Origin of the sequence: Methanothermococcus thermolithotrophicus DSM 2095 (assembly GCF_000376965.1) — an archaeon.
Classification (GTDB): Archaea; AGJL01; Methanococci; order Methanococcales; family Methanococcaceae; genus Methanothermococcus; species Methanothermococcus thermolithotrophicus.
The window spans coordinates 1-26,816 of the sequence record NZ_AQXV01000035.1; the positions used below are offsets into that span (position 1 = coordinate 1).

At 33.7% G+C, this 26,816-nt stretch carries 24 protein-coding genes, 2 rRNA genes and 1 other RNA gene; 17 read left to right on the plus strand and 10 right to left on the minus strand.

The genetic code is table 11. From position 1 onward, the window contains the following. The first annotated feature begins 109 nt into the window (after window positions 1-109). The 3 genes from rrf to F555_RS0102380 all read left to right on the plus strand — a co-directional run bounded on the left by rrf (window position 110) and on the right by F555_RS0102380 (window position 4,108). Window positions 110-224: ribosomal RNA gene (gene rrf / locus F555_RS0102375) — 5S ribosomal RNA — on the plus strand. A 71-nt stretch (window positions 225-295) separates the two neighbouring features. After that, window positions 296-535: RNase P RNA component (gene rnpB, locus F555_RS09180), an RNA gene on the plus strand. A 162-nt stretch (window positions 536-697) separates the two neighbouring features. Next, on the plus strand, window positions 698-4,108 hold the full coding sequence (locus F555_RS0102380; RefSeq protein ID WP_018153623.1) for a DNA-directed DNA polymerase II large subunit: 3,411 nt from the start codon (window positions 698-700) through the stop codon (window positions 4,106-4,108). A 35-nt stretch (window positions 4,109-4,143) separates the two neighbouring features. Here the strand turns inward: F555_RS0102380 and F555_RS0102385 are convergent, their stop codons facing one another. Next, window positions 4,144-5,256 carry an AAA family ATPase gene (locus tag F555_RS0102385; RefSeq protein ID WP_018153624.1) on the minus strand — a complete coding sequence of 371 codons (1,113 nt, stop codon included), beginning with the start codon at window positions 5,254-5,256 and terminating at the stop codon, window positions 4,144-4,146. Window positions 5,257-5,506: 250 nt separating this feature from the next. Here F555_RS0102385 and F555_RS0102390 point away from each other — a divergent pair, with 250 nt between their 5' ends. Together F555_RS0102390 and F555_RS0102395 are read left to right on the plus strand one after the other, a co-directional pair. Continuing rightward, the gene (locus tag F555_RS0102390; RefSeq protein ID WP_018153625.1) at window positions 5,507-6,352 is read left to right on the plus strand and encodes an SDH family Clp fold serine proteinase; all 846 of its coding nucleotides are present in this window, start codon (window positions 5,507-5,509) and stop codon (window positions 6,350-6,352) included. Continuing rightward, the gene (locus tag F555_RS0102395; RefSeq protein ID WP_018153626.1) at window positions 6,330-6,662 is read left to right on the plus strand and encodes a DUF192 domain-containing protein; all 333 of its coding nucleotides are present in this window, start codon (window positions 6,330-6,332) and stop codon (window positions 6,660-6,662) included. Before F555_RS0102390 ends, F555_RS0102395 begins: the two co-directional genes overlap by 23 nt. Here the strand turns inward: F555_RS0102395 and F555_RS0102400 are convergent, their stop codons facing one another. Next, window positions 6,663-7,538 carry a DUF2121 family protein gene (locus F555_RS0102400; RefSeq protein WP_018153627.1) on the minus strand — a complete coding sequence of 292 codons (876 nt, stop codon included), beginning with the start codon at window positions 7,536-7,538 and terminating at the stop codon, window positions 6,663-6,665. 144 nt (window positions 7,539-7,682) lie between these two features. Between F555_RS0102400 and nikR the strand changes: the two genes are divergently transcribed. Next, window positions 7,683-8,108, plus strand: a complete 426-nt coding sequence (nikR, locus tag F555_RS0102405) for a nickel-responsive transcriptional regulator NikR (protein WP_018153628.1) — start codon at window positions 7,683-7,685, stop codon at window positions 8,106-8,108. Between the two features lie 14 nt (window positions 8,109-8,122). Here the strand turns inward: nikR and F555_RS0102410 are convergent, their stop codons facing one another. Next, the gene (locus F555_RS0102410) at window positions 8,123-8,959 is read right to left on the minus strand and encodes a helix-turn-helix domain-containing protein (RefSeq protein WP_018153629.1); all 837 of its coding nucleotides are present in this window, start codon (window positions 8,957-8,959) and stop codon (window positions 8,123-8,125) included. Window positions 8,960-9,249: 290 nt separating this feature from the next. On the opposite strand from F555_RS0102410, the gene F555_RS0102415 reads away from it, so the two are divergent. The 4 genes from F555_RS0102415 (at window position 9,250) to truD (ending at window position 12,929) form a co-directional block, all read left to right on the plus strand. Continuing rightward, a complete protein-coding gene (locus F555_RS0102415; protein ID WP_018153630.1) occupies window positions 9,250-10,308 on the plus strand; it encodes a radical SAM protein in 1,059 nt (352 codons plus the stop codon). Between the two features lie 49 nt (window positions 10,309-10,357). Then, entirely contained in the window at window positions 10,358-10,846 is a 489-nt protein-coding gene (locus F555_RS0102420; RefSeq protein ID WP_018153631.1) for a PUA domain-containing protein, read from the plus strand. A gap of 18 nt (window positions 10,847-10,864) precedes the next feature. Next, window positions 10,865-11,665 (plus strand): hypothetical protein, encoded by an 801-nt coding sequence (locus F555_RS0102425; RefSeq protein WP_018153632.1) that lies wholly within the window; start codon window positions 10,865-10,867, stop codon window positions 11,663-11,665. A 79-nt stretch (window positions 11,666-11,744) separates the two neighbouring features. Beyond that, window positions 11,745-12,929, plus strand: a complete 1,185-nt coding sequence (truD, locus tag F555_RS0102430) for a tRNA pseudouridine(13) synthase TruD (protein ID WP_018153633.1) — start codon at window positions 11,745-11,747, stop codon at window positions 12,927-12,929. A 2-nt stretch (window positions 12,930-12,931) separates the two neighbouring features. Here the strand turns inward: truD and argH are convergent, their stop codons facing one another. Next, on the minus strand, window positions 12,932-14,389 hold the full coding sequence (argH, locus tag F555_RS0102435) for an argininosuccinate lyase (RefSeq protein WP_018153634.1): 1,458 nt from the start codon (window positions 14,387-14,389) through the stop codon (window positions 12,932-12,934). Between the two features lie 128 nt (window positions 14,390-14,517). Beyond that, entirely contained in the window at window positions 14,518-14,946 is a 429-nt protein-coding gene (locus tag F555_RS0102440; protein ID WP_018153635.1) for a CoA-binding protein, read from the minus strand. A 225-nt stretch (window positions 14,947-15,171) separates the two neighbouring features. On the opposite strand from F555_RS0102440, the gene F555_RS0102445 reads away from it, so the two are divergent. The 4 genes from F555_RS0102445 (at window position 15,172) to F555_RS0102460 (ending at window position 19,882) form a co-directional block, all read left to right on the plus strand. Further along, complete coding sequence (locus tag F555_RS0102445) at window positions 15,172-16,248, plus strand: DNA cytosine methyltransferase (protein ID WP_018153636.1); 1,077 nt, start codon at window positions 15,172-15,174, stop codon at window positions 16,246-16,248. A 222-nt stretch (window positions 16,249-16,470) separates the two neighbouring features. Beyond that, window positions 16,471-16,899: a RecB-family nuclease gene (locus F555_RS0102450; RefSeq protein WP_018153637.1), complete on the plus strand. Its 429-nt coding sequence runs from the start codon at window positions 16,471-16,473 to the stop codon at window positions 16,897-16,899. A 57-nt stretch (window positions 16,900-16,956) separates the two neighbouring features. Further along, complete coding sequence (locus tag F555_RS0102455) at window positions 16,957-18,066, plus strand: hypothetical protein (RefSeq protein ID WP_018153638.1); 1,110 nt, start codon at window positions 16,957-16,959, stop codon at window positions 18,064-18,066. 7 nt (window positions 18,067-18,073) lie between these two features. Then, entirely contained in the window at window positions 18,074-19,882 is a 1,809-nt protein-coding gene (locus tag F555_RS0102460) for a DNA-directed DNA polymerase II small subunit (protein ID WP_018153639.1), read from the plus strand. A 59-nt stretch (window positions 19,883-19,941) separates the two neighbouring features. On the opposite strand, the gene F555_RS0102465 is transcribed toward F555_RS0102460, so the two are convergent. The 3 genes from F555_RS0102465 to F555_RS0102475 form a co-directional block, all read right to left on the minus strand. Then, a complete protein-coding gene (locus tag F555_RS0102465; RefSeq protein ID WP_018153640.1) occupies window positions 19,942-20,715 on the minus strand; it encodes a geranylgeranylglyceryl/heptaprenylglyceryl phosphate synthase in 774 nt (257 codons plus the stop codon). Window positions 20,716-20,930: 215 nt separating this feature from the next. Continuing rightward, window positions 20,931-22,016 (minus strand): 3-dehydroquinate synthase II, encoded by a 1,086-nt coding sequence (locus tag F555_RS0102470; RefSeq protein ID WP_018153641.1) that lies wholly within the window; start codon window positions 22,014-22,016, stop codon window positions 20,931-20,933. Window positions 22,017-22,171: 155 nt separating this feature from the next. After that, complete coding sequence (locus F555_RS0102475) at window positions 22,172-22,738, minus strand: SIS domain-containing protein (protein WP_245547854.1); 567 nt, start codon at window positions 22,736-22,738, stop codon at window positions 22,172-22,174. Window positions 22,739-22,998: 260 nt separating this feature from the next. Here F555_RS0102475 and F555_RS0102480 point away from each other — a divergent pair, with 260 nt between their 5' ends. Next, on the plus strand, window positions 22,999-23,877 hold the full coding sequence (locus tag F555_RS0102480) for an RIO1 family regulatory kinase/ATPase domain-containing protein (RefSeq protein ID WP_018153643.1): 879 nt from the start codon (window positions 22,999-23,001) through the stop codon (window positions 23,875-23,877). 69 nt (window positions 23,878-23,946) lie between these two features. Next, window positions 23,947-25,050: a 2-oxoacid:acceptor oxidoreductase subunit alpha gene (locus F555_RS0102485; protein WP_018153644.1), complete on the plus strand. Its 1,104-nt coding sequence runs from the start codon at window positions 23,947-23,949 to the stop codon at window positions 25,048-25,050. 81 nt (window positions 25,051-25,131) lie between these two features. Here F555_RS0102485 and F555_RS0102490 read toward each other — a convergent pair whose 3' ends face one another. Further along, complete coding sequence (locus tag F555_RS0102490) at window positions 25,132-26,202, minus strand: TIGR03576 family pyridoxal phosphate-dependent enzyme (RefSeq protein WP_018153645.1); 1,071 nt, start codon at window positions 26,200-26,202, stop codon at window positions 25,132-25,134. Window positions 26,203-26,230: 28 nt separating this feature from the next. Further along, a complete protein-coding gene (locus F555_RS0102495) occupies window positions 26,231-26,512 on the minus strand; it encodes a DUF2098 domain-containing protein (RefSeq protein ID WP_018153646.1) in 282 nt (93 codons plus the stop codon). Window positions 26,513-26,731: 219 nt separating this feature from the next. On the opposite strand from F555_RS0102495, the gene F555_RS0102500 reads away from it, so the two are divergent. After that, window positions 26,732-26,816 (plus strand): 16S ribosomal RNA (locus F555_RS0102500); the annotation flags it as partial.

Genomic DNA, 26,816 nt, shown 5'->3' on the forward strand with positions numbered 1-26,816 from the left:
CAAGGGTAACCGAGGTGTTTAGCTCGCTGGTACTAATCGCTCGAGGGATACAAACAGAATATCTGGACACTTAAAGACACAAGGGGCTTATGCACTTTTTATTCTCTGGCATAACGGTCATAGCGGAGGGGCCACATCCGATCCCGTCCCGATCTCGGAAATTAAGCCCTCCAGCGATACCCTAAGTACTGCCATCTGGTGGGAACAGGGTGACGCCGTTAGCCACTTTTATTTTTACAATCTACTTTCGAATTTTCGAGTGTTATATGGAATTTTAATTTATACAATCCAACAGGCAAGAGGGCTGGTGACTATCCAATTGGGAGGAAGCTCCGCCCACCCATTATGTGCAACAATCCCGAGAGGGATTGAATGGGGCATAGAAACGACACGGCCTTAAAACAGATGACGATGATATCCGAAAATTGAGGAGTTTTAAGGAATCGGTGAAACGGCCCCATTCTGCACGGGTGCAAGCATTAGCGCTTAGCTGAATGTCGCCGAAATTACAGAAGGCGGGCTATAGCCCTCATGCCTTTTATTTTTAGTAAATTATATTTATTAATTTAAATTTATTATTTTTTAGAAGAGTTATATATTTGGCAATTAAATAACATAATTAAACTTAATGGTGTTTTAAATTTTAATTTAATAATAATGTAATAATAGGCATATTATTATCATCTTAGGTGAAATCATGTTTCACGTTGCGTGTTCAAAAGATATGGAAGAATATTTTAATCACATTTTAACAGATGTCAAAAAAATTTACAAAATTGCCGAGGAGTGTAGAAACAAAGGTTTTGATGTAGCTGAAAGTGTGGAAATACCTTTGGCAAAAGATATGGCTGATAGGGTAGAGGGTATTGTGGGGCCTGACGGCGTAGCAGAGAGAATTAGAGAGTTAGTTTCAGAACTTGGTAAGGAGCCTGCAGCATTAGAAATTGCCAAAGAAATTGTTGAAGGAAGATTTGGAAATTTTGATAGGGAGATGGCAGCTGAACAAGCCATAAGAACAGCACTAGCAGTTATTACTGAGGGAATTGTAGCAGCTCCACTTGAAGGTATAGCCCATGTTAAAATAAAGAAAAATAAAGATGGTAGTGAATACTTGGCAATATATTTTGCAGGCCCTATTAGAAGTGCAGGAGGTACAGCTCAGGCTTTGGCGGTTTTGGTAGGGGACTATGTTAGAAAAAACATGGGTTTGAATAGGTACATTCCCACTGAGGATGAGATAGAAAGATATGTTGAAGAAGTCGATCTCTATCAATCAGAGGTTGGGAGCTTCCAGTATTCCCCAAAAGCTGAGGAAATAAGGGCTGCAGTTAAAAATATCTCAGTTGAAATTACTGGAGAAGCCACTGATGACGTTGAAGTTAGTGGTCACAGAGATTTGGATAGGGTAGAAACCAACCAAATAAGGGGTGGAGCTCTACTTGCATTAGTAGAAGGGGTACTTTTAAAGGCTCCAAAAATCTTAAGACATGTTGATAAGTTAGGAATAGAAGGATGGGACTGGTTAAAGGAATTAAAAAATAAAAAAGAAGAAGTTGATTTTGAAAAAAAAGAAGAGGAAGAAAATGAGGAGGAATATGTATATGAAGATGATGGTTCATCGGATTACGATGATATTGAAATTGAGGCAATAACCAAATTTATAGGGGAGGTTATTGCGGGAAGGCCTGTTTTCGCACATCCTTCAAAAAAGGGAGGATTTAGATTAAGGTATGGAAGAAGTAGAAACACAGGATTTGCAACGGATGGATTTCACCCTGCGCTCATGTATCTTGTAGATGATTTCATGGCTGTGGGAACTCAGTTAAAAACTGAAAGACCTGGAAAAGCAACTTGTGTAGTTCCAGTAGATAGTATAGAGCCCCCCATAGTTAAATTAAAAAATGGAAGTGTAATTAAAATAGATACCATTGAGAAAGCCCTGGAGTATAGAAATTTAGTAGAGGAAATATTGTTTTTAGGGGATATATTAGTTAACTTTGGAGATTTTTTGGAGAACAACCACCCATTACTTCCAAGTAGTTGGTGTGAAGAATGGTATGAAAAAATTCTAATTTCAAAAAACATACCTTATGAAAAAGAGTTTATAAACAACCCAACCCCAAAAGACGCCGTAAATTATGCCTTAAAAACAAAAACACCTTTGCATCCAAAATATACGTATCGTTGGCACGATGTTTCAAAGGATGATGTACTTCAACTTAGGGATTGGGTATTAAGTGGAAACTACGATGAAAGGAGTAATACTTGGATAATTCCTTACGATGTTAAAAATGAAGCTCATAAAAATGCTAAAAGGATTTTAGAATTAATTGGTTGTTGTCATAAAGTTAATGGAGAAACCAAGACCGTTGAAGTCGAGGAATACTATACGCTTCTTTACTCACTTGGCTATGACGTTGAAAATAATATAGATTTAGTTGAAGATATAGGCGAGGCCCATTCAAGAGCAAAGAACAGCATGCATTTTATAAATTTGTTGGCACCTTTTGAGATAAAAAGAAACACCTACGTTTATGTTGGAGCTCGTATGGGAAGACCTGAAAAGGCAGCAGAAAGAAAAATGAAACCACCAGTTAATGGTTTATTTCCAATAGGCAACGCTGGAAGTCAAGTTAGATTGATAAATAAAGCTGTTGAAGAAGGAAAAACTGACGATGTGGAAGTTTCCTATGGTAAATGTCCACGCTGTGAAAGAATAAGCCTTTATAGAAAATGTCCATTCTGTGGAGCTCCTGTGAATTTAACTGGGCCATCACGTATAACCATACCTTTGAAAGACTACTGGTATAAAACCTTAGAAAACTTGGGTATAAACAAACCTGGGGATGTTAAATGTATCAAAGGTATGACCTCAAAAGAAAAAGTAGTTGAACCATTAGAAAAGGCGATATTAAGGGCAATGAATAATATATATGTGTTTAAGGATGGTACAACAAGATTTGACTGCACCGATGTCCCAGTTACACATTTTAGACCTAATGAAATTAATGCAAGTATTGATAAATTAATAGGGTTAGGATATACTAAGGATATTCATGGAGCTCCTCTTGAAGATGGGGAGCAAGTTTTAGAGTTAAAACCTCAGGATGTGATAATCCCTGAGAAGTGTGCCAAATACTTCGTAAATGTAGCTAAGTTCATAGATGATCTACTTGAAAAATACTATGGAAGAGAGAGATTCTACAACGTAACCAATGAGGAAGACTTGATAGGGCATTTAGTTATAGGTATGGCACCTCACACCTCGGCAGGAATGGTTGGAAGAATAGTGGGTTATAGTAAAGCCAATGTAGGTTATGCACATCCTTATTTCCACGCATCTAAGAGGAGAAATTGCGACGGCGATGAGGACGCCTTCTTTCTACTGTTAGACGCATTTCTGAACTTCTCTAAAAAATTCCTCCCAGATAAAAGAGGGGGACAGATGGATGCTCCACTGGTATTAACAACAATACTTGATCCAAAGGAAGTCGATGGTGAAGTTCACAACATGGATTCGGTGTGGGAGTACCCACTTGAGTTTTATGAAAAGACCATTGAAATGGTTTCTCCAAAAGAGGTAAAGGAATTAATTCAAACTATAGAGGACAGATTGGGTAAGCCTTCCCAATATGAAGGTATCGGCTATACTCACGAAACTTCGAGAATAGATGAGGGACCATTAGTTTGTGCATATAAGACTTTAGGATCCATGCTTGAAAAAACCAGTGCCCAGTTGAATGTAGCAAAAAAAATAAGGGCTACAAATGAAAGAGACGTTGCAGAAAAGGTTATTCAATCCCACTTTGTCCCAGATCTAATCGGTAATCTAAGGGCATTTTCAAGACAGAGTGTCAGATGTAAATGCGGGGCAAAGTACAGGAGAATACCATTAAAAGGAGTTTGTAAGAAGTGCGGAAGTAAGTTAATACTAACGGTTTCAAAAGGAGCTGTAGAAAAATATATGGAAGTTTCTCAAACTATGGCAGAAAGGTACAATGCGAGCAATTATATAAAACAGAGATTGGACTTAATTAAAGACGGTATCGACAGTTTATTTAAAAATGATAAAAGAAAACAAGTTAAAATTGATGATTTCTTTAAATAAATTCATCCAAAAAATAAAAATAAATGTTTTTTAAATCAGCAATATAGGTCTGAAGGAGTACTCTTCTTACCAATACTTTTTAAAACTTCATCTAGCTCTTTTTCCCCAATGAACTCTTTGTCGTCCAATATGGCTTTATGGAGAGCAGGTTTTAAAAATTTCTCTTTAATCTCTCTTCCACTCATGTTTTTAGTTTTTTCAACGTACTTCTTTAAGTTAGCCTTAATTGGTATTGGCATTTTTTTTGCATATAATTCCATTATTTTTAGTCTCTCAGCATCATTCGGTAGTTTGAATTCAATCTCTTCTTCAAACCTGTTTCTTATTGCACTATCGAGCATGTCTGGGTTGTTTGTAGCTGCAATTGTAACTACTCCTTTATTGTCTTTTATTCCATCCAATTCAGTTAATAAAGCGTTTACAACTTCAGAAACATCTCCTCTTAGTGACTGGTATTGCCTGCTTAATGCAATAGCATCTAACTCGTCAATAAATATGATACAGGGGCTATTTTCTGAAGCCTTCATATAGAGGTTTTGGATTTGCTTTGAACCGTCTCCAACATGTTCCCCTATGAGCTCAGTGGCTTTTATAAGATATAGTGGAACATTAGTTTCAGTTGCTAGAGCTCTGGCTAACAATGTCTTTCCGGTTCCTGGAGCTCCGTGGAATAGCACATTTTTTGGCGCCCATTCTCCAAAGAGCTCAGGGTCCTGTAGATATTTTATAATAATTTTACACTTCTTCTTTGCCTCTTCCTGACCTATGACTTCACTGAATCTCGCTTTTTTGAAATCGCCTTCACTGCATGCATCCTTAGTTTCTAACTTGAATAGTGTTTCTTTTGTTATTATGCCGCCTTCTTTCGGATATGTTGAAACTACTTTGAAAGCATAATCTGGGATAATTGTATTATCAAATAGGTAATCTCCTTCTTTAACAATCTCTCCAACCCACTGGTCTCTCGCATATACATTGAATAATTTAGGGTCTTCGACTCTAACCTTTACATTCTCGCCATTTATCCTAATCGGGAATCCTATCGGCTCTAAAATAATGTATTTTAAAGCCATGGCTTCGTCAGATAACATTATCGATTTTGAGAGTGCAGGTTTGATTTTAATTGAATTTATGTTGATGTTATTCATGAGTACACCTCAGAGGATTGTACGATACTAATATATATTACACCGATATTTAAATATTGGTAGGTTGCGTCGTAAAAACTAAAGCCATCCTAAAACTGGAAAATAAATATTGATTGTATGTTTGGGGTAGCTTCACTATCGGTTTTTCGGTACACATGTTAAAGTATATAAAAAGCATATATAGTGTAAAATAATGATAACTATTATTGTATTTTCATAATGTTTAATTTAATAAGAGTAGGGTGTAACTATGGATCCATCAGGTCTTTTTTGGATATTCTTCTTATTCCTGTTTGTCTATCCGCAGATAATGTTTAGGTGGAAATTATTACAAAGATACAAATTTATAAAGAATTTAGAGAGTGAAAGAAAAACAAGAGTGATTGCATTAATACATAGGCAGGAACAGTTGGCCCTATTTGGCATACCACTGTATCGTTTCATAAATATTGAAGATAGTGAAGAGATTTTAAGGGCCATTAGGCTGACTCCTGAAGATATGCCTATTGATATAATACTCCACACACCGGGGGGATTAGTTTTAGCCAGCGAACAAATAGCAATGGCTTTAAAGGAACATAAGGCAAAAACCACTGCAATAATACCTCATTATGCAATGAGTGGGGGTAGCTTAATTGCACTTGCTGCAGATGAAATAATAATGGATAAAAATGCGGTAATGGGTCCTGTGGATCCACAAATAGGTCAATATCCTGCAGCTTCCATTTTAAATACTGTAAATACAAAATATGTAGATGAGCTGGATGATGAAACTTTGATTTTAGCAGATATATCTAAAAAGGCCATAAATCAAGTTACCGAGTTTGTCTATGAGCTCTTGAAGGATAAACTGGATGATGATGAAAAGGCATGGGAACTGGCTAAAATACTTTCAAGTGGAAAATGGACTCATGACTATCCACTAACCGTTAAAAAATTAAAGGAAATGGGAATTAAGATAAATACCGACGTACCTCAAAAGGTTTATGATTTATTCGACCTCTACAAACAACCTGTGAATCAGAGGCCTTCTGTACAGTACATACCTGTACCTTACAAAAAGGGGATTTTAAATGCCAACGATAAAAATAGGTAATAAAGTATATAATATAGAATTAGCCGATAACTTTGTAAAACGGGCCTTTGGATTGATGTTTAGGAATATAAAAGATGATGAGGGTTTACTGTTTCTTTACAAAAAAAGAAAGATTCATATTCATACATACTTTGTAAAATATCCTTTGGATATTATTTTTTTGATGGACGATGAAGTTGTAGATACTGTAAAAAATATGAAACCTTGGAAAACTTACAGATCAAGAGTATATTCAAACGCCATGTTGGAAATAAAGTCTGGAAATGTTGATATAGATGAATTATTGGGAAAGAAAATAATAATTAATTAATTATTTTTTACATACTATATACTTTGTAGTAATGTTTTCGTTTTTTCCCTTTATCTTCATATTTCCATTTTCAATAACAACTATATCTCCATCTTCAAAATTCCCTTCAACCTCTATTTCAGTAAATAGTTTTGGATTAGGGCATACTTTATCTATGGCAATATGATCGTCATTTAAAACCAATTTTCCGTTTTTTATTGTCCCAATTTCTCCTTCATTTGCTATTTTATTCACTATAGTCATTATTTTTCCAAATTCAAACATTTTTTTATTTAATTCGTTTCTGTAGTTAAATAAATCTTTTATATCATTTTCAATGGTCTCTTCGAAGTTTTTACTACAATTCACCGTGTAAAATACATCATACTTTTTACTTACAGTAGGGTTATTACAGTTTTTCAATATCTCTTCAAATAGATTTTTTATCTCTAAAATACTCATTTTTAGGATTTTATTCTTATATTTTACTAATTCCTGCTGGACAAGGTTCTTTATATATTTATTCCCAAATACTACTATACTACTTCCTTCTCTTATGGATTTGTTAGTAATTGTATCATTTAATATATCTATAATTGCACATTTTCCCTTTGTTATATACATTCTTCTTCTCTTGGATTCTGCTCCTATGGAACTGACCTCCCCAACTAAGACATCCTCTATTTTTCTTACTTTGATTTTTTCATCATCTATATGGATATTAATTCCAAGATCTTTGGCAGCTCTGATAAGTTCTTCGTCACTTTTCAATTCTCCACTGTATAGTTTCTTTTCGAGCTCTTCTCTTTTTTTAGGATCGCCTCTAAATAAAATATTCCTTCTATCTCCTGCAATTACCGCTCCATTTTTTCCATAGTATCCTATTATGACGCTCATATTTTTCACCATTTATTACATAATATTTAAATATCATCATTATAATATTATTAAATATTATCATTTTATAAAAATCAATACTTTTCATATACATATAAATGTATTATGTGTCTAGATTTAAAATGCTCTTCGGAGGCTGATACTATGGTAGATATGGATAGGATAAGTATCTCATTGCCAACTAAATTACTTGGAGAATTCGATGAGATAATTGCAGATAGGGGGTATGCAAGTAGAAGCGAAGCTATTCGTGACTCCATAAGGGATTATATAATAAAACATAAGTGGATACATAGTTTAGAAGGGGAAAGGGCTGGAACAATAACAATAATATACGACCATCACGCATCCGACGTCATGGAAAAGTTAACAAGTATACAGCATGATTATCAGGATTTAATAATAGCAACACTACATATGCATTTGGATCATGATCACTGCATGGAAGTTATACTGGTTAAAGGCGATGCCAAGGTAATTAAAGAATTAACTGATAAGTTAACATCTCAGAAAGGGGTAAAACAAGTAAAACTAACAGTAATGGTCCCAGGTGGTAACATACCTCAATAATATCAATTCATAACTTAGATGGGTTCAAAACCTGCAGAACTTATTTCCTTTCTCTTTTTTAAAACTAATTTTTCAAAATCATCTTCATAGTCTTCCATATTTAAAATGAAGTTTATGGTGTGCCGGGTTTTTTCGTAGAAGTCGGGCTTTTCAACTATATAATCCTTTTTAACGTATCTTAGAAGCCCTTTATTTAAAAATAGGCTGTATCCATTTTCAACTAGATCAATAGCGTAATATGGGTTTTTAACAACTTTTGTCACACTAAAATCAATTTTCATATTTTTTAGGGTTTTCCATACAATTCTTTGTGCAGAATGACTTATGCCTATGAGATTTTTAAAATCGAAATCTTCTTTATACACCATCACAAAATGATCATAAGCTACTGGAACAGGTTCTCCCATTCTAAAACTCCAGTATGGGTCATCTATACCTACAATGTTTGTTAATCCCATATTGTAAAGTTTTAAGACATTTCCAAAAGAAGATACCACTATATCATCAAACAGTATTTTACCTATTTCACCGCTTATAAATCCACAGGCGATAAATGGGTTTTCTGATATTCTTTTATTCATCGATTCATAGTATTCCAGCAGTTCAAGGGCTTCATCAGTTAATATTGTGCCTGAGGGGGAGGAGTAAGTTAATTTAAAACCTAATTTTTTTTCAAGCCTCTTTAATTGGATGTTTACCGTGGAGGGAGGTATATTTAAAATATTGGCAACTTTATTTTGTGATTTTTTTTCTGAGATTAGTTTTAATATTTTCATTTGATTTTGGGTTATGATCTTACCATCATATTTTATATTTAACGTGGTACTTAGTTTTGATTTAACGTTTTTCATACTGCCCCCTCTTATAAGAATATATACCGGGTGTTTATGCATATGCAATATATTTAGTAGCATGTCATCCTATGAGTGGTACTACAATATGTTATTAAATATAGATTACATGCCGTTATAAAGTCGAAACTTCGATTTGCTCGAAAATACAATGTAACCGGATTTTTAGGTTATTAAAATATATTTTAAAAATTTTAATAAACCTATTAATCATTTAGTTGTTAGATTGTTATGTCCCACAAGGTTTTAAATATTTTGACTTTTGATAATAGTGATAGAGGGTAGAAATTATGAATTCAATAGAAGTATTGGAAAACTCAATTAAGGCTTTTAAATTGACTGAAAAGCATTTTGGAAATGACATATCCCTTGAAAGGGCCCTTTTTTTAGGTTGGTACTGTAATTTAACAGACCCATGTAAATTTTGCTACATGTCAACTCAGAAGGATAGAATAAAGGATCCTAAAAAAGCAAGAAGAAAGATTGAAAGTATACTTGCTGAAGCCATAATAATGAAGAGAATAGGGTGGAAACTTGAATTTATATCTGGAGGTTATGGTTATAGTGCCAACGAACTAAATGATATTGTAGAAATGATAGCTTATGTACAAAAGTCAAGACAATATCTAAATGTAGGTATAGTCGATTTTGAAAATTTAAATTTGGATGTTATTGAAGGTGTCGTTGGAGCTGTCGAAACTGTAAATGAAGAACTGCACAATTATTTATGCCCTCAAAAACCCTTGGATAAAACAAAGGAAATGCTTTTAAAGGCAAAAGATGCAGGTTTAAAAACTGGAATAACCATAATTCTTGGATTGGGTGAAAAAGAAGAGGATATTGGAGAACTACTGAATTTAATTGAAGAGCTGGAATTGGACAGAATAACATTTTACTCATTAAACCCTCAAAAAAATACAATTTTCCAAGGAAAAACTTCAATAACCACCCTGGAGTATATGAATTGGGTTTCCTCTGTTAGAATAAACTTTCCAAAGATGAAAATAGTAACTGGAACTTGGGTTGATAAACTAACCAATATCGGACCTCTTGTAATGTCCGGTTCAAACACCATAACTAAATTTCCGCTTTTTAGCATGTTTGGAAAAAAAGAAGGAATTACCGTAGAAAAAGAAATACTTTCAACAGGTAGGGATTTACTTGGCACATTTTCAGATGTTGAAGTACTACAGGGAAAAAAGGAGCTTAAAAACACGCCTTATGTTGATGAAGAAATAAAAATAAGTGATAAAAATATGGAAGTGATTGAGAGTCTAAGGAAAAATATTGACGAAAGAATAAATAGCTATGTGGGGAAAACATTATCTAGAATAAATAGGGAAGAATAAAAATATATGTAATATGCAATAATACGCACCAAAAGATAAAAGGTGAATTATGAAACACAGGCGTTTAAAAAAAGCTGAGATTCAGCTAATAAAAGATGAACTAAAGAAATACTTAAAAAACGCTGAAGATTTTCAATATGGGAATCTGTGGGCTTTGGGAGGAAAACAGATAAACGTTATCTACGCAGGTAGGGATGTTTTAAAGAGTCTAAAAAACTTTAAAGATATTTACAACGCAGGAGTGATTTTTGGAGAAATAGTTACCAAAAATGGAAAAAATAAATTTTTATTATCTTTAGAAGGAATGTCCATTATTTCCAAAGATATAGTTAAAAATTACGCTGTTGTGAATAAAAAAGGGGAAAATCTCTTTCTTTATGGTAGGGATATATTTAAATCATCGATTTTAGAGTTAAAAGGTCATGGTAAAGTAGTAGTATTTAATAAAAACATGGAATTCTTGGGAATTGGAAATTATGATGGTAAAATGATCAAGAATGTTATTGATAAAGGATGGTATTTAAGGGAAGGCGGATAAACACTTTTTGGTGAAAAAATGGACTCAAAAGAGATGGTTAAAAGAATTTTGAACGATATTTATAAGAATTTGGACGAATACTCAAAAGACCTTATAATGGCCAACATGGTTGATGTTGAATTTAAGGGATTTAATTTAATTGATGATGAAAACAGAAGATTTTCAATGAGGAATTTGGACGACTGCGAACATATTCCTTCTTTTGAGGCTCAAAACAGAAAGTACAAATTGAGAAAGGTAAATTTAAAAAATATAGATAATGGGCTTTTAACAATTCATCTATCGTCAAGAAAATCAGATAACTATTCTTTTGAGTTGGATAGTTCCTTTGAAGTAGTTAATCCATCATCAGGTATAAATTATGAACATAGAGAGAGAATGTTGAGATGGACAGAGCTAAACGATGAGGAACTGGATAAAAGGCTTGAAGAATTTGACTTAATGGCTGATTCTATTGTCTATCAGCTGCTGGAGAACAGCACGGTCAAAAAGGAGTTTTTAGTATATATTGACGTTTTTATGAATTTGGAAAATATTAAGACAGTTGTGGAAAAAGAAGGTGATAGGGTAATAATATGGATTCATCCAGTATTTTTATTCTCGAGTGATAGAGTTATAAAAGGGATAATTGCTCATGAAATTTCAAAATACGATAAAAACGTACTTGAAACTAATTATAGGGATATTATAGAATACTGTAAAGAATATAAAAAACTCTGCAACAAGAATTTAAAGGTACTCAAAAAAATAAAGGAAATCGTATCCAAGAGAAACGATAAAAAAAGTATGGAAGAGATCAAAGAAATAGAATCAATTTAAAATGTAAATAATTATATTTTATAAACTATCTTGATTAATTTTTTTCCTTTTGTTGGATATTACTTTTTATGGTGTTATTATGAAACTTAAACAGATACCTGAAGATTTTATAGTTGAAGAGATTGTAAATTTAGAGAATATAAAAGATATGGGAAATAAAGAAGTCAATTATAATATTTATTCATTAAAAAAGAAGAATATAGAGAATTTGAGAGCTCTTTCTTATATTTCAAAATATTTCAAGGTTCCTTTAAAGAGCATAGGCTATTGTGGGTTAAAAGATAGACACGGTATTACCACACAATACATTACAGTCCCAAAAGAATATGGAATTCTCTCACTAAATGAGGAGAATTTAAAGCTTCAACATGTGGGAACTTCAGTTAAACCTTTAAAAATAGGAGACTTGGAGGGGAACAGGTTTAAGATTACAGTTAGAGACATAAAAAAGGAACATTTTTTAAAAGTAGGCGACAACTTAAGGGCGTTGGATAAAGGAGCTCCGAACTATTATGATGAACAAAGGTTTGGCAGTGCATTTTATGGAAAGTTCATAGTAAAGGAGATACTAAAGAACGGTTATGAAGAGGCAATGAAAATAATACTTACCAAGTATAAAAAAAGTGAAAACAAGAGAATAAAAGATTTAAAGAGATTTATTGATAAAAACTGGGGAGATTGGACCGCATGCTTTAACTACCTTAAAGAGAACAATATAAAAAGTAAAATGTTCAACAACATGCTAAAGGAACTTAAAGATTCAGGGGATTTTAAAAAAGCTTTTGATTACATGGATAACAGGTTAAAACAGCTTTTTGTTTCTGCCTATCAGAGTTACCTCTGGAATGAGTGTGTAAAAGAGCTCTTAAAAAATCATGTTCCAAAGGAGGATAGAATTTATTTGGATTACTCCTGCGGGACCTTTTTATTCTATAAAGATCTGGATGAGGATATCTTTGAGGAACTTAAGGGAACAAAGTTTCCAACAATAGCTCCTGATATAGCCTATGAAGGCGAGACTGAAAATATCATTAAAAAGGCTTTGAAAAAGGAGAAAATCAAAATGAACGATTTGAATAAAATAGATTTTGGTAAATTCCAATACCACGAAAGAAATATTTTATCCATTCCAAAGAACTTTAACCACGGAAAATTCCAAAAGGATGAATTAAATAAAGGAAAGTATAAAATATGCTTGGAGTTTGAACTGGATAAGGGATGCTATGCTACCATGATTGTAAAGAGGGTATTTAATACACTATAATATTATTTTATTTCTGATTCCAGTAGTATCTCTTTTACTTTTTTAATTTTTTCAGTTTTTTCGTTTACTTCTTTTTCATAGGTTTTTATTCTATTTTCAAAGGAATTAATGGCTCTTTCAACTTCTTTTGGTGCAGGACCACCAATTACATCTCTTAGTTTAACATTCCCCATAGGGTCAAGTGCATTTATTATTTTTTCTTTTTCAAGAGTTATGTTATATTTTTCCAGAACCTCGTCAACAATATCTATAACTTCCTTTTTTTCTTCAATAGATTTCCTTACAACCTCTCCTACAATACCGTGGGCCATTCTAAAGGCTATTCCACATTCTCTAACTAAAGTATCTGCTAATTCAGTTGCAGTTGAGTAATTCTTTTCTGCGAGCTCCTTCATTCTTCCCTTGTTTATTTTTAAAGAACAGACCATTCCATCGATCATTTTGATGGTGTCTATTGTTGTATATACACTTTTCCATAGATGCGGGCTTATTTCCTGCAAATCTCTATTGTACGTGTTCGGAAGTGCTTTTAAAATTGTTAAAACACTTACTAGGTTTCCATTCAATGTTGATAACTTTGCCCTTGCAATCTCTGCAACATCTGGATTCTTCTTTTGAGGCATTATTGAGGATGTTGAAGTGTATTCGTAGGCTATTTCAATTGTTCCAAATTCATAGGTTGAGAATAGTATCAATTCCTCACAGATTTTTGAAAGGTTTGTTCCAAGCATCGATAGGTGGGCCATAGTTTCAACTATGAAATCCCTTGCAGAAACCCCGTCCATTGAATTTTCAATTAATCCATCGAATCCGAGTAGTTCTGCAGTTCTATTTCTATCTATGTCGAATCCAGTTGTGGCCATTGCTCCGCATCCGAGAGGTGAAATATTTATCCTTTTATAAACATCTAAAAGCCTGCAGATGTCTCTTTCAATTGCAGAAACATAACTCAATAGTAGATGTCCAAACGTGACCGGTTGTGCATGTTGTAGGTGCGTATATCCAACAGTAAGAGTTTCTTTGTTTTCTTTTGCAAGTTTTAAGATATTTTTTTCCATTTTTATCAGTAATTCCAGAATTTCAAGTATTTTTTCCCTTAGTGAAAGTCTCAGATCTGTTGCAACTTCATCGTTTCTACTTCTTCCAGTGTGCATTCTTCCTGCAACATCTTCACCAAGTTTTTCTATTAGCCCACTTTCAATAACCATGTGTATGTCGTCCAAGGATGGATCTAAGTTTAAACTATCCATTCCTTTTTTCATTATTTCCCTGAGCTCTTCTATTATTTTAACTGCGTTTTCCTTTGGAATTATGTTTCTTTCCATTAACATGATGGTATGAGCTATATCGCACAGTATATCACTTTCAAATATTTCTTTGTCGAAATCCAAGCTTGTGGTGTATCTCATGACCTCTTCTTTGACGTTGTTTCCCAGTCGTCCCCTTCTTAGGATGTTCATTGTATCACCTAGATATTGTATTTAATTAGAATATTATTGGTCGTAGCTATGACCATTCTGCAATAATAATATATTAACAATTAAAAATTGGATTTGTTAGTATGCATTGAATTATATGATTCGTAGAATTAGCCATTATAAATTTTTCGACATTCTACTCTAATACATCTTCCAACCACTACTTTGTAACCTTCTTTTAGTAATTGTTCTACAACTTCTTTATTTTCCGTCCCGGGCTGTAACCAGAAAGTTTTAAATCCTTTTTCCTTCGCTTCTTCAGCAATATGTGGAACTTCCGAAGGTTTTCTAAATACGACAACTATATCGATTTCATCTGGTATATCCTTTATAGCGGGGTAAACTTTTTCTCCCAATATTTCCTGTCCAGAATACTTTGGATTTACAAAATAAATCTTAAATCCGCATTTTTTAACACTTTCTGAAACAAAATAACTGGGTTTTTCAGGGTTTGGAGAAATGCCCACAACCACCACAGTCCTGCTCTCCTGTAGTATTCTTTTTATTTCATCGTCCTTTAACATATATTCAACTACCATTTTTCCACCTAGCCTTAATTTTATATAGGGATTATGATATATGAATAGTTACGTCTCTCTATTTTCATGGTCGTTCTACAGTTTATGGCTCACTTCACTTCGTGAGCTCGGTGAACAAAAACCTGAAAGGTTTCGGAGCTCCGAAAAAACACTCAACAACTTTAATTTAAATTAGGGCCTGTTGAATATCCTCGTAGAACGGCTATAAGGAATCAGTGTGGTAGTATGAAATTTATAGATTTATTTTGTGGCTGTGGCGGATTTTCTCGTGGATTTGTAGAAGAAGGATTTGTTCCCTTACTTTCAATTGAGATAGATGAAAATGCCGCAAATTCTTATGCTTTAAATTATAACGGAGTCCTCTATGAAAAGAGATATAACAACTTAGTTCAAAAGGACATGTATTTTAAACTGGAAGACTTTCTAACATCTGAAGACATCGTAGAGTTTAAAAAACTGAACAAATACGATAGATTGAACCCTGTAGTGATAAATGATGATATAAGAAACATTCACTCTTTAAACATTCTTAGAAAAATTAAAGAAGTTCATGATACCGAAGAAGTTGATTTAGTTATTGGAGGACCTCCCTGTGAAGCCTACACTGGAGCAAATCCAAAACGAGAAAAAAATCCAATCGATAGGCTTTATAAAAATGAGATGGGAAGGCTGGTTCTCGAGTACATTAGAATAGTTGGAGATTTACAGCCAAAAGTTTTTGTTATGGAGAATGTTCCCGGGATTCTAAGTTATGAGATAAAGGAAAGTATAGAAAAAGAATTTAAGAGAGTAGGGTATGATGATATATACTTCAATACCCTATGGGCTGAAGATTATGGAAATCCTTCCGAGAGAAAAAGGGTTTTTGTTTCAAATGTTCAAATAAAACCAAAAAAAGCAGAAAAAAGAGTATATGTTATTGAGGTAATTGAAGATTTGGAAATCGGTAAAAATATATTAAATCATGAAGGAGCTCCCCTGTCAAATAGGTTTTTAAAAAGGCTTCATAAACTTAGATATGGCTCAGGACTGGTTAAATTTAAAAGCCCCTGTGGTGTCCTGGACAACTATATTAAGTTACACCCTCATAGAATCTCTGAAACTGTGATGGGAAAAAGAAGGTTTATACATCCGTATGAGGATAGGCTGTTGACTGTTAGAGAACAAGCTAGATTAATGGGATATCCTGACTATCATATATTTGTAGGTGGTAGGGAGTCACAGTATAACCAAGTTGGAGAAAGTGTTCCCCCTACTCTTTCAAGAGTCATAGCCAAAGCTTTAAAACCAAGCCTTTTATAAAAAGGCTTGGATTGAACAAAAATCACGAAGTGATTTTTGTAGCTCATCTCGCTTCGCTCGATGATTCCAAAATAGGATACCTACTCAACGAAGTTGAGTAGGTATATGTAAGTTGGAGGATCTTATAAAACCAAGCCTTTTATAAACTGAGACAAATCACTTTGAAATTTGCTTCGATTTATAAAGGGGTTGGAAATAATCAATTCAATTAGAGGTGGTTTCATGTTTGTAGTATTACACAATGCACACAGTTCAAAACAGGTGGAAGAATTTGCCAAGACAATCTTTGGCATGGGAATGGATACATTAATAATTACAAAGGCAATAGGTTCAGCTGCACAGAATGGGGTACCTATAGCTCAAAAAATAGCCTTAAAGTTAAATAAAAATTTAATGTTCTTTGAAGATATTGACGATGCAGTTGAAATTTTAAAACCTGAAAACGTAATATTGATAGGAAATAAGGAAATATGCAATGAAAAAATTGATTTTAGCAGTATCGGAGATAGGGATTTAGTTGTATTTTGTGGTTCTTCCTCAGGGTTTACAAAGAAGGAGCTCGAAAAATGGTCTGGAAGGTACGTAGTTGAAAATGACATTGCAGCCATAGGGGAAGTTGCCATATTCCTCTACATGATGCAACAGCATTAATGCAACATATAGTTAATATATATTTTAACTCTTAATTTTTACTCAACTGTGGTTTTTATGTTCTGGGAACAGCTTGATAAGGTAAGGGATGTCGATTTTTTAGAGGCAATTAAAAAATATGGTTCTCTAGTTATTTCAAAATTAAGATATATTTTAGTAGATGATAACAGTGAGAGTTATAAAGAACAATATGTGGATTACCGTAAAGATTTAACAACATATGCGAAGTTATATGATGAAAAAATTGAAAATTTGAATTATTTGGTTGATTATTTAATATTAACTTTAGTGGCAAACACAAGATACCACAGTATTTACGTTAGGAAATATGCTGAAAAATACTGGGAAAAAATGGAGGAAAAACTTCCAAACAAAATTCCAATCTGGGAATTTATAAACATAGCTTCGTTATCTCGAAATAACGATCTCCATTTGGAAAGAATGGATATAGATAATGGATATGTTAATATTTGCAAGGTCAGGGAAACCTATGCAAAGGAGTGTATAAGGGTTAAACTTAGGGAGCTCGTTGAAAAAATTAAGAGAGTTGAGCTCCCTGAAAGCGAGGAGGTAAAAAGTCTTCTCAATAAAATAAATGATTACTTAAAGGATAAGGTTGATTTTGACGGTCTTGAAGGTATTAAAGCATTAAACTACAAGGGAAATATACCAATGGAGTGGCATCCGCCATGTATTAGAGGAATATTAAATGACATCCTAAGTGGTGGATCTCCTTCCCACTACGCAAGAAGAAGTTTTGTGGTTTATTGGTTTGTGGCCAAGTTTGATCCTAACTTAAGACCTATTGAGAACAATGAGATAAACGATACAGGAGCTCTGGATATTGCAAAAGAGGATGAAGTGGAAGATTTTCTAAATGAGATTATAACTATCTTTAAATCAGTTGGTGATTTTGACGTTGAAAAGACTAAATATTATATAAGTAATAACATAGGTTACAAAGTTGCAAACCACATAACTCACTGTGAATACTGTAAGAATTGGAAGGAGGATGGGGGTAAGGGACTTAGTTATTACTGCAAACCTGATGAAATTTGCAAAAGAAGAAATGTAATACATCCGTTAGACTACCTCTGTTATAGTATAAACCAGAATTTAAATCGGAATTTAAACCAGAATCAGAGTAAAAATAAAAATAAAGGATAGTGGAAACATGATTGAGGACTTTTTAAGTGCTGAGGTTCTACTTTCACCGCACGCCTACAAAAGAATTAAAGAGCTCGAAGAAAACAGACGATTAAACTTAATAAATAAAATTAAAAAATTTAAGAATTCAAACGATAGCATGATCCTATTAGATGCTCATTTTTTAAACATTTTTTTAAACAATGATTTGGAAAATATTTTGAATAATTATAAAAATTTTGATTTTATGGCATACTATACCTCTGATGGATTTTCTAAAGAAGAAGACGTAAATTCTATTCAACATATTGAACCTAATTTAAATGAAGTAGGAAGACAGTTGGAAGATGGTATTAGTAATTCAACTGAAGACATATTGGATAGTCCTTTAAACAGAGCTCCGGTACAGGTTGAAGAGTTGTATAAGAAAGTTGAAGTAAAAGAGGAGGACAGTATCGAGTGCAAATATAGTACTAAAGATAGCGATGGTGAAAGAAATTATAGGTTAAATGAGATAAGGAGCATAAGGGAAAGCATAAATAAAAAAATTAATTATCTGGCTAAGGATATTGAAACTAAACTGCATGTTTACAATGATATAGATGTAACTGGAAAATCTACCTGTGAAGGTACAATTGAAGACTTTGTTAAATACTTTAGAGATAGATACAACAGAATTAAAAAGATTATAGAGGCTAAATCTGGGAGAAGGGCCTATCCTTTAAGTAAAATTTACAACAGGAAACGAGAGGATAACGTTTTTGTTGTGGGAATAATCACCGAAATAAATACTACCAAAAACGGCCATAAAAGGATAATAATAGAGGACGAAAAAGATTCTTTCACAGTTCTCATGATGAAGGACAAGATTTTAAATGGTGAGCTCCCTGACGATATTTTACTGGATGAAGTTATTGGCTTTGAAGGGGCCATTAACGATAAGGGAGACGCAATGTTTGCCAATAGGGCCATAAGACCAGACGTAACTCCAAGAAGCCCTAAATGTACTGATGAAAAAGTTTATACTGCATTTTTATCAGATATTCACGTTGGAAGTCATGAATTCATGGAAAAAACATTTAAGAAGTTTATAGAGTTTTTAAATGGGGATGTGAATAATGGGTTAGAGGAAAAAATCGTAAGTAGGTTGAAGTATATTTCAATTGCCGGGGATTTGGTTGATGGAGTGGGGATATATCCAGGTCAGGAGTATGATTTATACGAAGTGGATATTATTTCCCAATATAGGGAAGTGGCAACATATTTAGAACAGATTCCAGATCATATCCAAGTAATAATCTCTCCAGGGAACCACGATGCATTAAGACCTGCTGAACCACAGCCTGCACTACCTGATAAAATAACAAATCTCTTTGAAGGAGATAACTTTACCTTTGTAGCAAATCCAGGAATGGTAAATATTCATGGTTTAGATTTATTGCTGTATCATGGTAGAAGTTTCGACGACGTGATAGGTCAAATTTCAACTGCAAAATATACCGAACCCAGTTCGATAATGAAAGAACTTTTAAAAAGAAGGCATTTATGTCCGACCTATGGTGGAAGGTGCCCAATTGCTCCAGAACATATAGACTATCTGGCAATTGAACGGGAGCCCGATATATTCCATACCGGCCATATCCATATTAACGGATACGGTATATACAAAGGCGTGGCAATGATAAATAGCGGAACTTTCCAAGAACAAACTTCATTCCAGAAAAAAATGGGTATCCACCCTACTCCAGGTATAGTTCCAATACTCGATATGTCTAAAATAGGGACAGGAGGATATTATTTAGAATGGAATAATGGAAAATTGGAAGTTAAACAATGATAAAAATAAATAATTTTATTTTTTATTTTTTAATCGGAGCGAACGAAGTGAGCGAAGAGCTACAAAAACCTTCGGTTTTTGTTCAATTTGTCTTTTCCGGCCTTTTTTATGGCGTCCCTCATTTCTTTAACTGCATTTGGATTTTTCTCAATCAGCGTTCCAGTTACAACTGCATCAGCACCACTTAAAACCTTTTCATAGGCTATTTCTGGTTTTCTGATGCCCCCTCCGACTATAATATTTATGCCACTTAATTTTTTTGAAATACCTATTATTTCATTACTTACTGGATATTCTGCTCCACTTCCCGCCTCCAAGTATGCCCATCTCATTCCAAAGTATGATGCAGATAAACAGTACATCCCAGCTATTTCTGGTTTTCTCTGAGGTATTTCGTTAACTTCTCCAACGAACCCTACAGCAGTTCTTTGGATAGGTTCAATACCTAAATACGCCATTGGTATGGTTTCCAGACCATACTTTTTAATTGTAATTGAACCTAATGTAGGGGCGTTTATCATCCAGTACGGGTTTTTGGAGTTCATAAGTGACATGTAAAATACTGCATCGGCATGAGGTGTTAGTCCATCTACGTTTCCAGGGAATAGAATCGTAGGAAGGTTTGTAATTTCTTTTATATCTTTTGTAATTTCGTCTAAGTTTGTTATGCTGATGCTTCCTCCGATTATTATGGCATCAGCGTAATCTTTGACTTTTTCTGCAACTTCTGCATAGTTACTTTCATCAGGGTCAATTAAAACAAAATAGAGAGCTCCTTCTTCTTCAATTATACTGTTCAATTTGGATTCTGTTTTACCTATTTTTATGCTCATACTCATCCCATGTTAATTTTTAAATTTAAAAAAGATAAGAAGTGAAGTTTTTGTTTATTTTTCTATAATGGTTTCCTTCCAACCTTTAAAAAAGGTTGGATCCAAAGAATGCACTACCGTTTTACTTGGTAATGTCTTTTAGTAGTTAATAAGGAACTGGTAATCCAATCTCCATCCAACTCCTTTAAAAAAGTTGGATCCAATTGGCATTATGCCTATTTTTCTATAATAGTCTCTTTAATGGCCATTCCAAAATGTCTTGCGTTTTCATCGGCTTTTATTAAAACTTTATCCCCTGGTTTTAAATCTACCACAGATATTGGTTGCCCATCTTCTCCGACCAACCTTATAGTTTCAGCGTTTTGGAGTACAGTTCTTATTATGTCTCCGTTGTATTCAGCTTCAATAAGCATTAATGGTCTTTTTTCTATTTTAACTCTGCCAATAACTGTTTCTTTTGTCATTCCTTCGCTGTTAATTACTAAGACTCTATCCCCTGCTTTTAACTCACTTAAATATTTTGTCTTATTTCCTGGGCATAGGATGTATGCATGGACTGGGCCAGCATTTACTCTAAATGGTCTTGTGGAAACGTATGGGTTTTCAACAGTTTCAGAATGAACTAAAAACATGCCTCTTGAGTAAGAACCTATTAACATACCTTCTCCAGTTTTCATCATTGAACAGGTATCTATACAAACTCTGTCTCCACTTCCAACAGGTTCAACATTTACAATTGTGGCAACATCTAGTTCTATTTTTTCTGCATTCATTTTTTCTATCAATCTTGAGAACTCTTTGATTTCGTTGGTGTCTTTCGGAATTAATACGACTCCATCAACACCTTTTTCTAAGATTTCATAGGATGTTTCAGCTTCATCAACGCTGTTAACTACTGCAACTATTTTTACGTCTTCATTAAATAAGTCTGCAATGAGGTTTTCTAGAGGAATTATTGTCCAGTCTTTTCCCTCCAAAATAATGTAGTTGACGTATTCGAGTCTGCTAACTTCTGAAGCAAATACTTCATCTTCTTTACTTTCAATAGGAACATAGACTCCAGTCTTTTTGCCCAGTTCCCATGCATTCTTTAAAATTTCTAAATCTTCGTTTTTGTTTATTACAACAATATCTGCACCTAAATCATTTGATATTACCGATATGTTTCCTAGTTCTCTTACACTTTCAATATCTTCTCTGTTAACCATTACACCTGGAATTGAACTTTCCAGTGCATCTTTTACGTTTTCTTTCCTTTCATCCCATGATTCTCCATTTGCCAGTATCCATCCGAATTTCATGGCTTCACCTATGATGATTTTTTATATTATTATTCATATGGTCGTTTATAGTTGTAATTAAACATTACCATTAAAATTACTGATATGTGAGTAAATATAATATTCTCTTTTGTCAAACGGTATAATCAAAGATTAGCTTAAATAATTATATAATATTACTGTAGGTTATTGTGATTTTTTTTCATTTCCTCTTCTGAGATTCCAAGTTTTTTCATTAGTAATGTAGTTACTATGTCCAAAAATATGAGGGAAATCTCTTCAAAAAGTGTGCCCATTGGAAAATCCTTTTTATTCAATATTTCTAAAGGTATCCAAAGGTCGGATAATTTTTCAACTGTATTATTGCATTTTCGTGTTATTGAAACAGTTTTAATATTCTTTGATTCCTTATTCATATCTTGGACTTTTTTTAAAACATTAACAACAGAGGATGTTTCCCCACTACATGAGATAACTATTAATGAATCCCCTTTTTTAATTGCTGGACAGGTTGATTCTCCCACAAAATATGAGTTTAATCCTAAGTGCATAAGTCTCATGGCAAATGCCTTTCCAACAAGTCCACTTCTACCTACTCCATAAATAAAGATATTTTTTGAGTTGGTTATAATTTCTAAAAATTGTTCTACTTTATTTTTTAATTCGTCATCGAGTTCGAATTTTTTTAAAACCTCCAAATTTTCTATTAATGAGTTTACGGCATTTGAAAACAACTCAACCACCAAATAATTTAGATTTATTCGTTATTTAACATGTTATTTAACTAAATATACTAATCAAATTATATATATCATCTACTAAATATCTACTTTTATATGAAAAATTGATGCTTAATGAAAGTTTTACCAATATTTAATTTAAATAATAATCCATAGTTATAATAAATCTAATAAAATAATGTCAATTGATACTTATCGAAGATCATTCACTATCTTCATTTGGAGGTGCAAACATAGAAAAATTAATCAATACTTTAAAAGAAATGAAGGAAGAAGACTGGAAAGTACTGAAGATAATAGAAATACTGATGAAACACCATGAATGGGTTCCATTAGATGAAATAATTAGAAAAACGGGTTTTCATGGAAAAGAAGTGCTTTTCAGATTGAGAAGACTGGATAAATTCAAACTCATAAATAGATCTAGCTACGGATATAGACTTTCTCACTGGGGTTATGATATCCTGGCTATAAATGCATTTGTTAAAAAAGGCCTTATTGTTGCAATAGGAGGTAAATTGGGAGTTGGAAAGGAAGGGGACGTGTACAATATACTTCTTGAAAACAACAGAGAAGCAGTTTTAAAGTTCCATAAGTTAGGAAGAACTTGTTTTACAAGAGGAAAAAGGTATAGGGATTATTTAGCCAATAAAAGGCATATAAGCTGGCTTTATGCTTCTAGATTAACTGCAGAAAAGGAATTTAATGTTTTAGATAGGCTTTTTCCCATAGTTAAAGTCCCGGAACCAATAGAACAAAATAGGCATGCAATTATTATGGGAAAACTAAATGGGGATGAATTAAAAAAGGTAGATTTAGGAGCTCTAGATATCGATATAAATAAGTTCTTCTGGGATATTATTGATGAAGTAAAAAAGGCCTATAACTTAGGATACGTTCATGGAGATTTAAGTGAATTCAATATTTTGGTAGATCAAGAAGGGAACTTTGTAATTATAGACTGGCCTCAAGCTATAGAAGTTGGAAAAAAGGGAAAGATATATAATTTACCATTTGATGAAGTTGAGTACGATAGTGAATTTTATTTAAAAAGAGATTTGGAAAACTTACTTAGATACTTTAAAAAATATGGAATAAGGGAAAATGTGGAAAATCTATATAACTACGTTACAGAAAAATAAATAGTATTTTCGATAATAATGTTGTATAATTCATCATCAGTATATAATATCTTGGTAAGGTGATAACTCATGACTAAAGTTGAATTTATGCAGGGAAATATGGCCTGTGTTGAAGGAGCCATAAAAGCAGGTTGCAGGTTTTTCGGAGGTTATCCAATAACCCCATCTACAGAAATTGCGGAAGGAATGGCAAAAAAACTTCCAAAAGTGGGAGGTAATTATGTTCAAATGGAGGATGAAATTGGAAGCATGGCCGCAGTTATAGGTGCGAGCTGGGCAGGTTCAAAATCCATGACTGCCACAAGTGGGCCAGGATTTAGTTTGATGCAGGAAAATATAGGCTACGCATTTATGACTGAAACCCCCTGTGTCATAGTTAATATTCAAAGGGGTGGACCTTCAACCGGACAACCTACTGCTGCAAGTCAGGGAGACATGATGCAAGTTAGATGGGGAAGCCATGGTGATTATGAGCCTATCGTCTTGGTACCATCATCAGTCCAAGAGATGTATGACTTTACAATAATGGCTTTTAACTATTCAGAAAAATATAGAGTTCCAGTTTTCTTAATGAGTGATGAAATAGTGGGACACATGAGGGAAAAAGTGGTTTTACATGATAATTTTGAAATAATAAATAGGGAGCTCCCTGATGAAAAGCCATGTAAAAAGCCATATCCTTTTGACAAGGAAGTTCCGCCAATGCCTGTATTTGGGGAAGGTTACAACATTCATATAACTGGATTAACCCACAACGAATATGGTTATCCTGATGTTTCTGCAGAAACGCACGATAAATTAGTTAGAAGAATATGCAACAAGATATTGAAAAATAAAGATGATATTGTAAAGTACGAAGGAAAATACCTTGATAGTGAAACAATATTCGTGTGCTATGGAACTCCTTCAAGAACTGTAAAACACACTGTAGAGGTGCTTAGAGAGGAAGGAGTAGATGTTGGGTACATAAGACTGATGACAGTTTACCCATTCCCTGGAGAACTTATAAGTGGTTTAAAGGCTTCAAAAATAATTGTTCCAGAAATGAACCTAGGTCAGATACATGGGGAAGTTATGAAGTATGCTAAATGTGATGTTGTTTTAGTGGATAAAATTGGAGGGGAATTACATAGGCCAGAGGAGCTAATGAAACTAGTTAAATCTGAAAATTAATAGCATTTGCCTACTATTTTTTTATTCAACCGTAGTGATCGAAGTTAGTAGTGAGCAAAGAGTTATGAAAATCAAAGGATTTTATTCAACGATAATTGAATCAATAATTGCGTTTATAATGTACTCATTTGAGACTACTTCAGCATCTTTTGAGCAAAAGTCTATTCTCAATGTTTTACTTGCTCCAGGCATTCCCACTGCTGCTATTGTTATTATTCCATGATTTTTAAGTAGATTTAGGGCAATCTTTACTGATTCTTCATCTGAGAAGTTTTTGATTACAAACCCTGTTGGAGTCTTTTCACATACTAATCCCAATTTTTCCAGAGGATGTAAATCAATTTTTTTAGCCCTTTCAAATGCCTTTTTTAAACCATCTAATCTAAAACTTTTAAGAGCATTTACCATGGCAGCTAAAATAGGTGCTTGAGCTTCTAAGCCGTATTTTAAACCCATTGAATATATTTTATCTATTAAATCTTTTCTTCCACCCATTAAACCCGCTCTTGGTCCGTTCATTAGCTTGTCAGTACTAGTTACTGCTAAATCAGCACCTAATTCAAGTGCAGATGGTTGATTGTAAAGTAACCTTAGTCTGGCACCCGATGCATCATCCATAAAAATGATGGATCCATTTTCTTTGCTATGGTGAATTATCTTTCTTGCAGTTTCTAGATTAACTATTTTATGATCCATGGTGGCTCCGGTGATTATGGTTAGCGTTTTACTATCTATGAGTTCCAATACTTCATCAAGGCAGTCACTTTCAAAGTATTCAAGGCTGAAGATTTTACAGCTTTTTGGAATTGAAGGATGCGATGGTTTTTCAGGAACATAATGGACAACTTTATTTAAGTGGCTTGATAAAGCCATAATGGTTGCCAATATTGCAGATGAAGTTCTATTGAACCCTACGGCTTTATGTAATTTTGAATCTCCTTTTAAATGTTGAATTCCTAATTCGTTTAATTTTTCTGAGAATAATGCGGGCCCAATGTATGTTTCAAGAATACAAATATCTTCACCACTTATTTCGAAGCCTCCTGCAATTCCTGTGAGGTCATATAGGTTTTCTCGGCCTTTTTCCCTGATGATTTCTCTTATTATTTCTCTGGCCCGTTCCAATCTTTTAAGTTCATCGTTAGCATCCATCATTTCACCTAAAAAAGTAAATATAATGTTATCCAGCACCGCATGAATCCGTGTCTAAAGAACCACTTAAATCTACTTCTTCATTTTCTAAAACTTTTTTTATCAGTTCTTTTTCATCTACTTCTTCATTTTCATTGTCATATTCGATGATTTCCAATATATATGGCTTATACATGAGGTCGTTATCTAAAACTACCCACTCCTCACCATCTATTTCTTTTATCTCTTTTACAATTCCTTTGGTCCCGGTGTTTATGTACCTTACGTAGGAACCTACCATGATTTCTTTATTGTTAATGTCCTGAACCATGTAATCACCTCACAATAATTATATTTATATTTCAATAAATACTATTGTTTCATACCTAAAAACAATACAAACTCCAGATCACGGTCATATTATGCAAATGTGATAACCTGACTAAAAGAGCTCAGGTTGGATGTAAGCCCACAATCTAGGTGAAACCTAGTAACGACCAATGTCAATTCCTTACGTACTCCACGAGAGTAGTTGCCTTAAAGGCAACTAATTCCGGTTGATCCCGCCGGAGGTCACTGCTATTGGGGTTCGACTAAGCCATGCGAGTCTATGGACTTCGGTCCATGGCGGACGG

Bases quoted from the DNA above. Each gene is read 5' to 3' on its own strand.
- F555_RS0102450 (WP_018153637.1), top strand. From the start codon at position 16,471: ATGTTTGTAGTATTACACAATGCACACAGTTCAAAACAGGTGGAAGAA.
- F555_RS0102440 (WP_018153635.1), bottom strand. From the start codon at position 14,946: ATGGTAGTTGAATATATGTTAAAGGACGATGAAATAAAAAGAATACTA.
- F555_RS0102390 (WP_018153625.1), top strand. From the start codon at position 5,507: ATGGATCCATCAGGTCTTTTTTGGATATTCTTCTTATTCCTGTTTGTC.
- F555_RS0102380 (WP_018153623.1), top strand. From the start codon at position 698: ATGTTTCACGTTGCGTGTTCAAAAGATATGGAAGAATATTTTAATCAC.
- F555_RS0102490 (WP_018153645.1), bottom strand. From the start codon at position 26,202: ATGGATGCTAACGATGAACTTAAAAGATTGGAACGGGCCAGAGAAATA.
- nikR (WP_018153628.1), top strand. From the start codon at position 7,683: ATGGTAGATATGGATAGGATAAGTATCTCATTGCCAACTAAATTACTT.
- argH (WP_018153634.1), bottom strand. From the start codon at position 14,389: ATGAACATCCTAAGAAGGGGACGACTGGGAAACAACGTCAAAGAAGAG.
- F555_RS0102465 (WP_018153640.1), bottom strand. From the start codon at position 20,715: ATGAGCATAAAAATAGGTAAAACAGAATCCAAATTGAACAGTATAATT.
- F555_RS0102395 (WP_018153626.1), top strand. From the start codon at position 6,330: ATGCCAACGATAAAAATAGGTAATAAAGTATATAATATAGAATTAGCC.
- F555_RS0102485 (WP_018153644.1), top strand. From the start codon at position 23,947: ATGACTAAAGTTGAATTTATGCAGGGAAATATGGCCTGTGTTGAAGGA.
- F555_RS0102415 (WP_018153630.1), top strand. From the start codon at position 9,250: ATGAATTCAATAGAAGTATTGGAAAACTCAATTAAGGCTTTTAAATTG.
- F555_RS0102495 (WP_018153646.1), bottom strand. From the start codon at position 26,512: ATGGTTCAGGACATTAACAATAAAGAAATCATGGTAGGTTCCTACGTA.
- F555_RS0102470 (WP_018153641.1), bottom strand. From the start codon at position 22,016: ATGAAATTCGGATGGATACTGGCAAATGGAGAATCATGGGATGAAAGG.
- truD (WP_018153633.1), top strand. From the start codon at position 11,745: ATGAAACTTAAACAGATACCTGAAGATTTTATAGTTGAAGAGATTGTA.
- F555_RS0102455 (WP_018153638.1), top strand. From the start codon at position 16,957: ATGTTCTGGGAACAGCTTGATAAGGTAAGGGATGTCGATTTTTTAGAG.
- F555_RS0102410 (WP_018153629.1), bottom strand. From the start codon at position 8,959: ATGAAAAACGTTAAATCAAAACTAAGTACCACGTTAAATATAAAATAT.
- F555_RS0102480 (WP_018153643.1), top strand. From the start codon at position 22,999: ATGAAGGAAGAAGACTGGAAAGTACTGAAGATAATAGAAATACTGATG.
- F555_RS0102420 (WP_018153631.1), top strand. From the start codon at position 10,358: ATGAAACACAGGCGTTTAAAAAAAGCTGAGATTCAGCTAATAAAAGAT.
- F555_RS0102400 (WP_018153627.1), bottom strand. From the start codon at position 7,538: ATGAGCGTCATAATAGGATACTATGGAAAAAATGGAGCGGTAATTGCA.
- F555_RS0102425 (WP_018153632.1), top strand. From the start codon at position 10,865: ATGGACTCAAAAGAGATGGTTAAAAGAATTTTGAACGATATTTATAAG.
- F555_RS0102385 (WP_018153624.1), bottom strand. From the start codon at position 5,256: ATGAATAACATCAACATAAATTCAATTAAAATCAAACCTGCACTCTCA.
- F555_RS0102445 (WP_018153636.1), top strand. From the start codon at position 15,172: ATGAAATTTATAGATTTATTTTGTGGCTGTGGCGGATTTTCTCGTGGA.
- F555_RS0102460 (WP_018153639.1), top strand. From the start codon at position 18,074: ATGATTGAGGACTTTTTAAGTGCTGAGGTTCTACTTTCACCGCACGCC.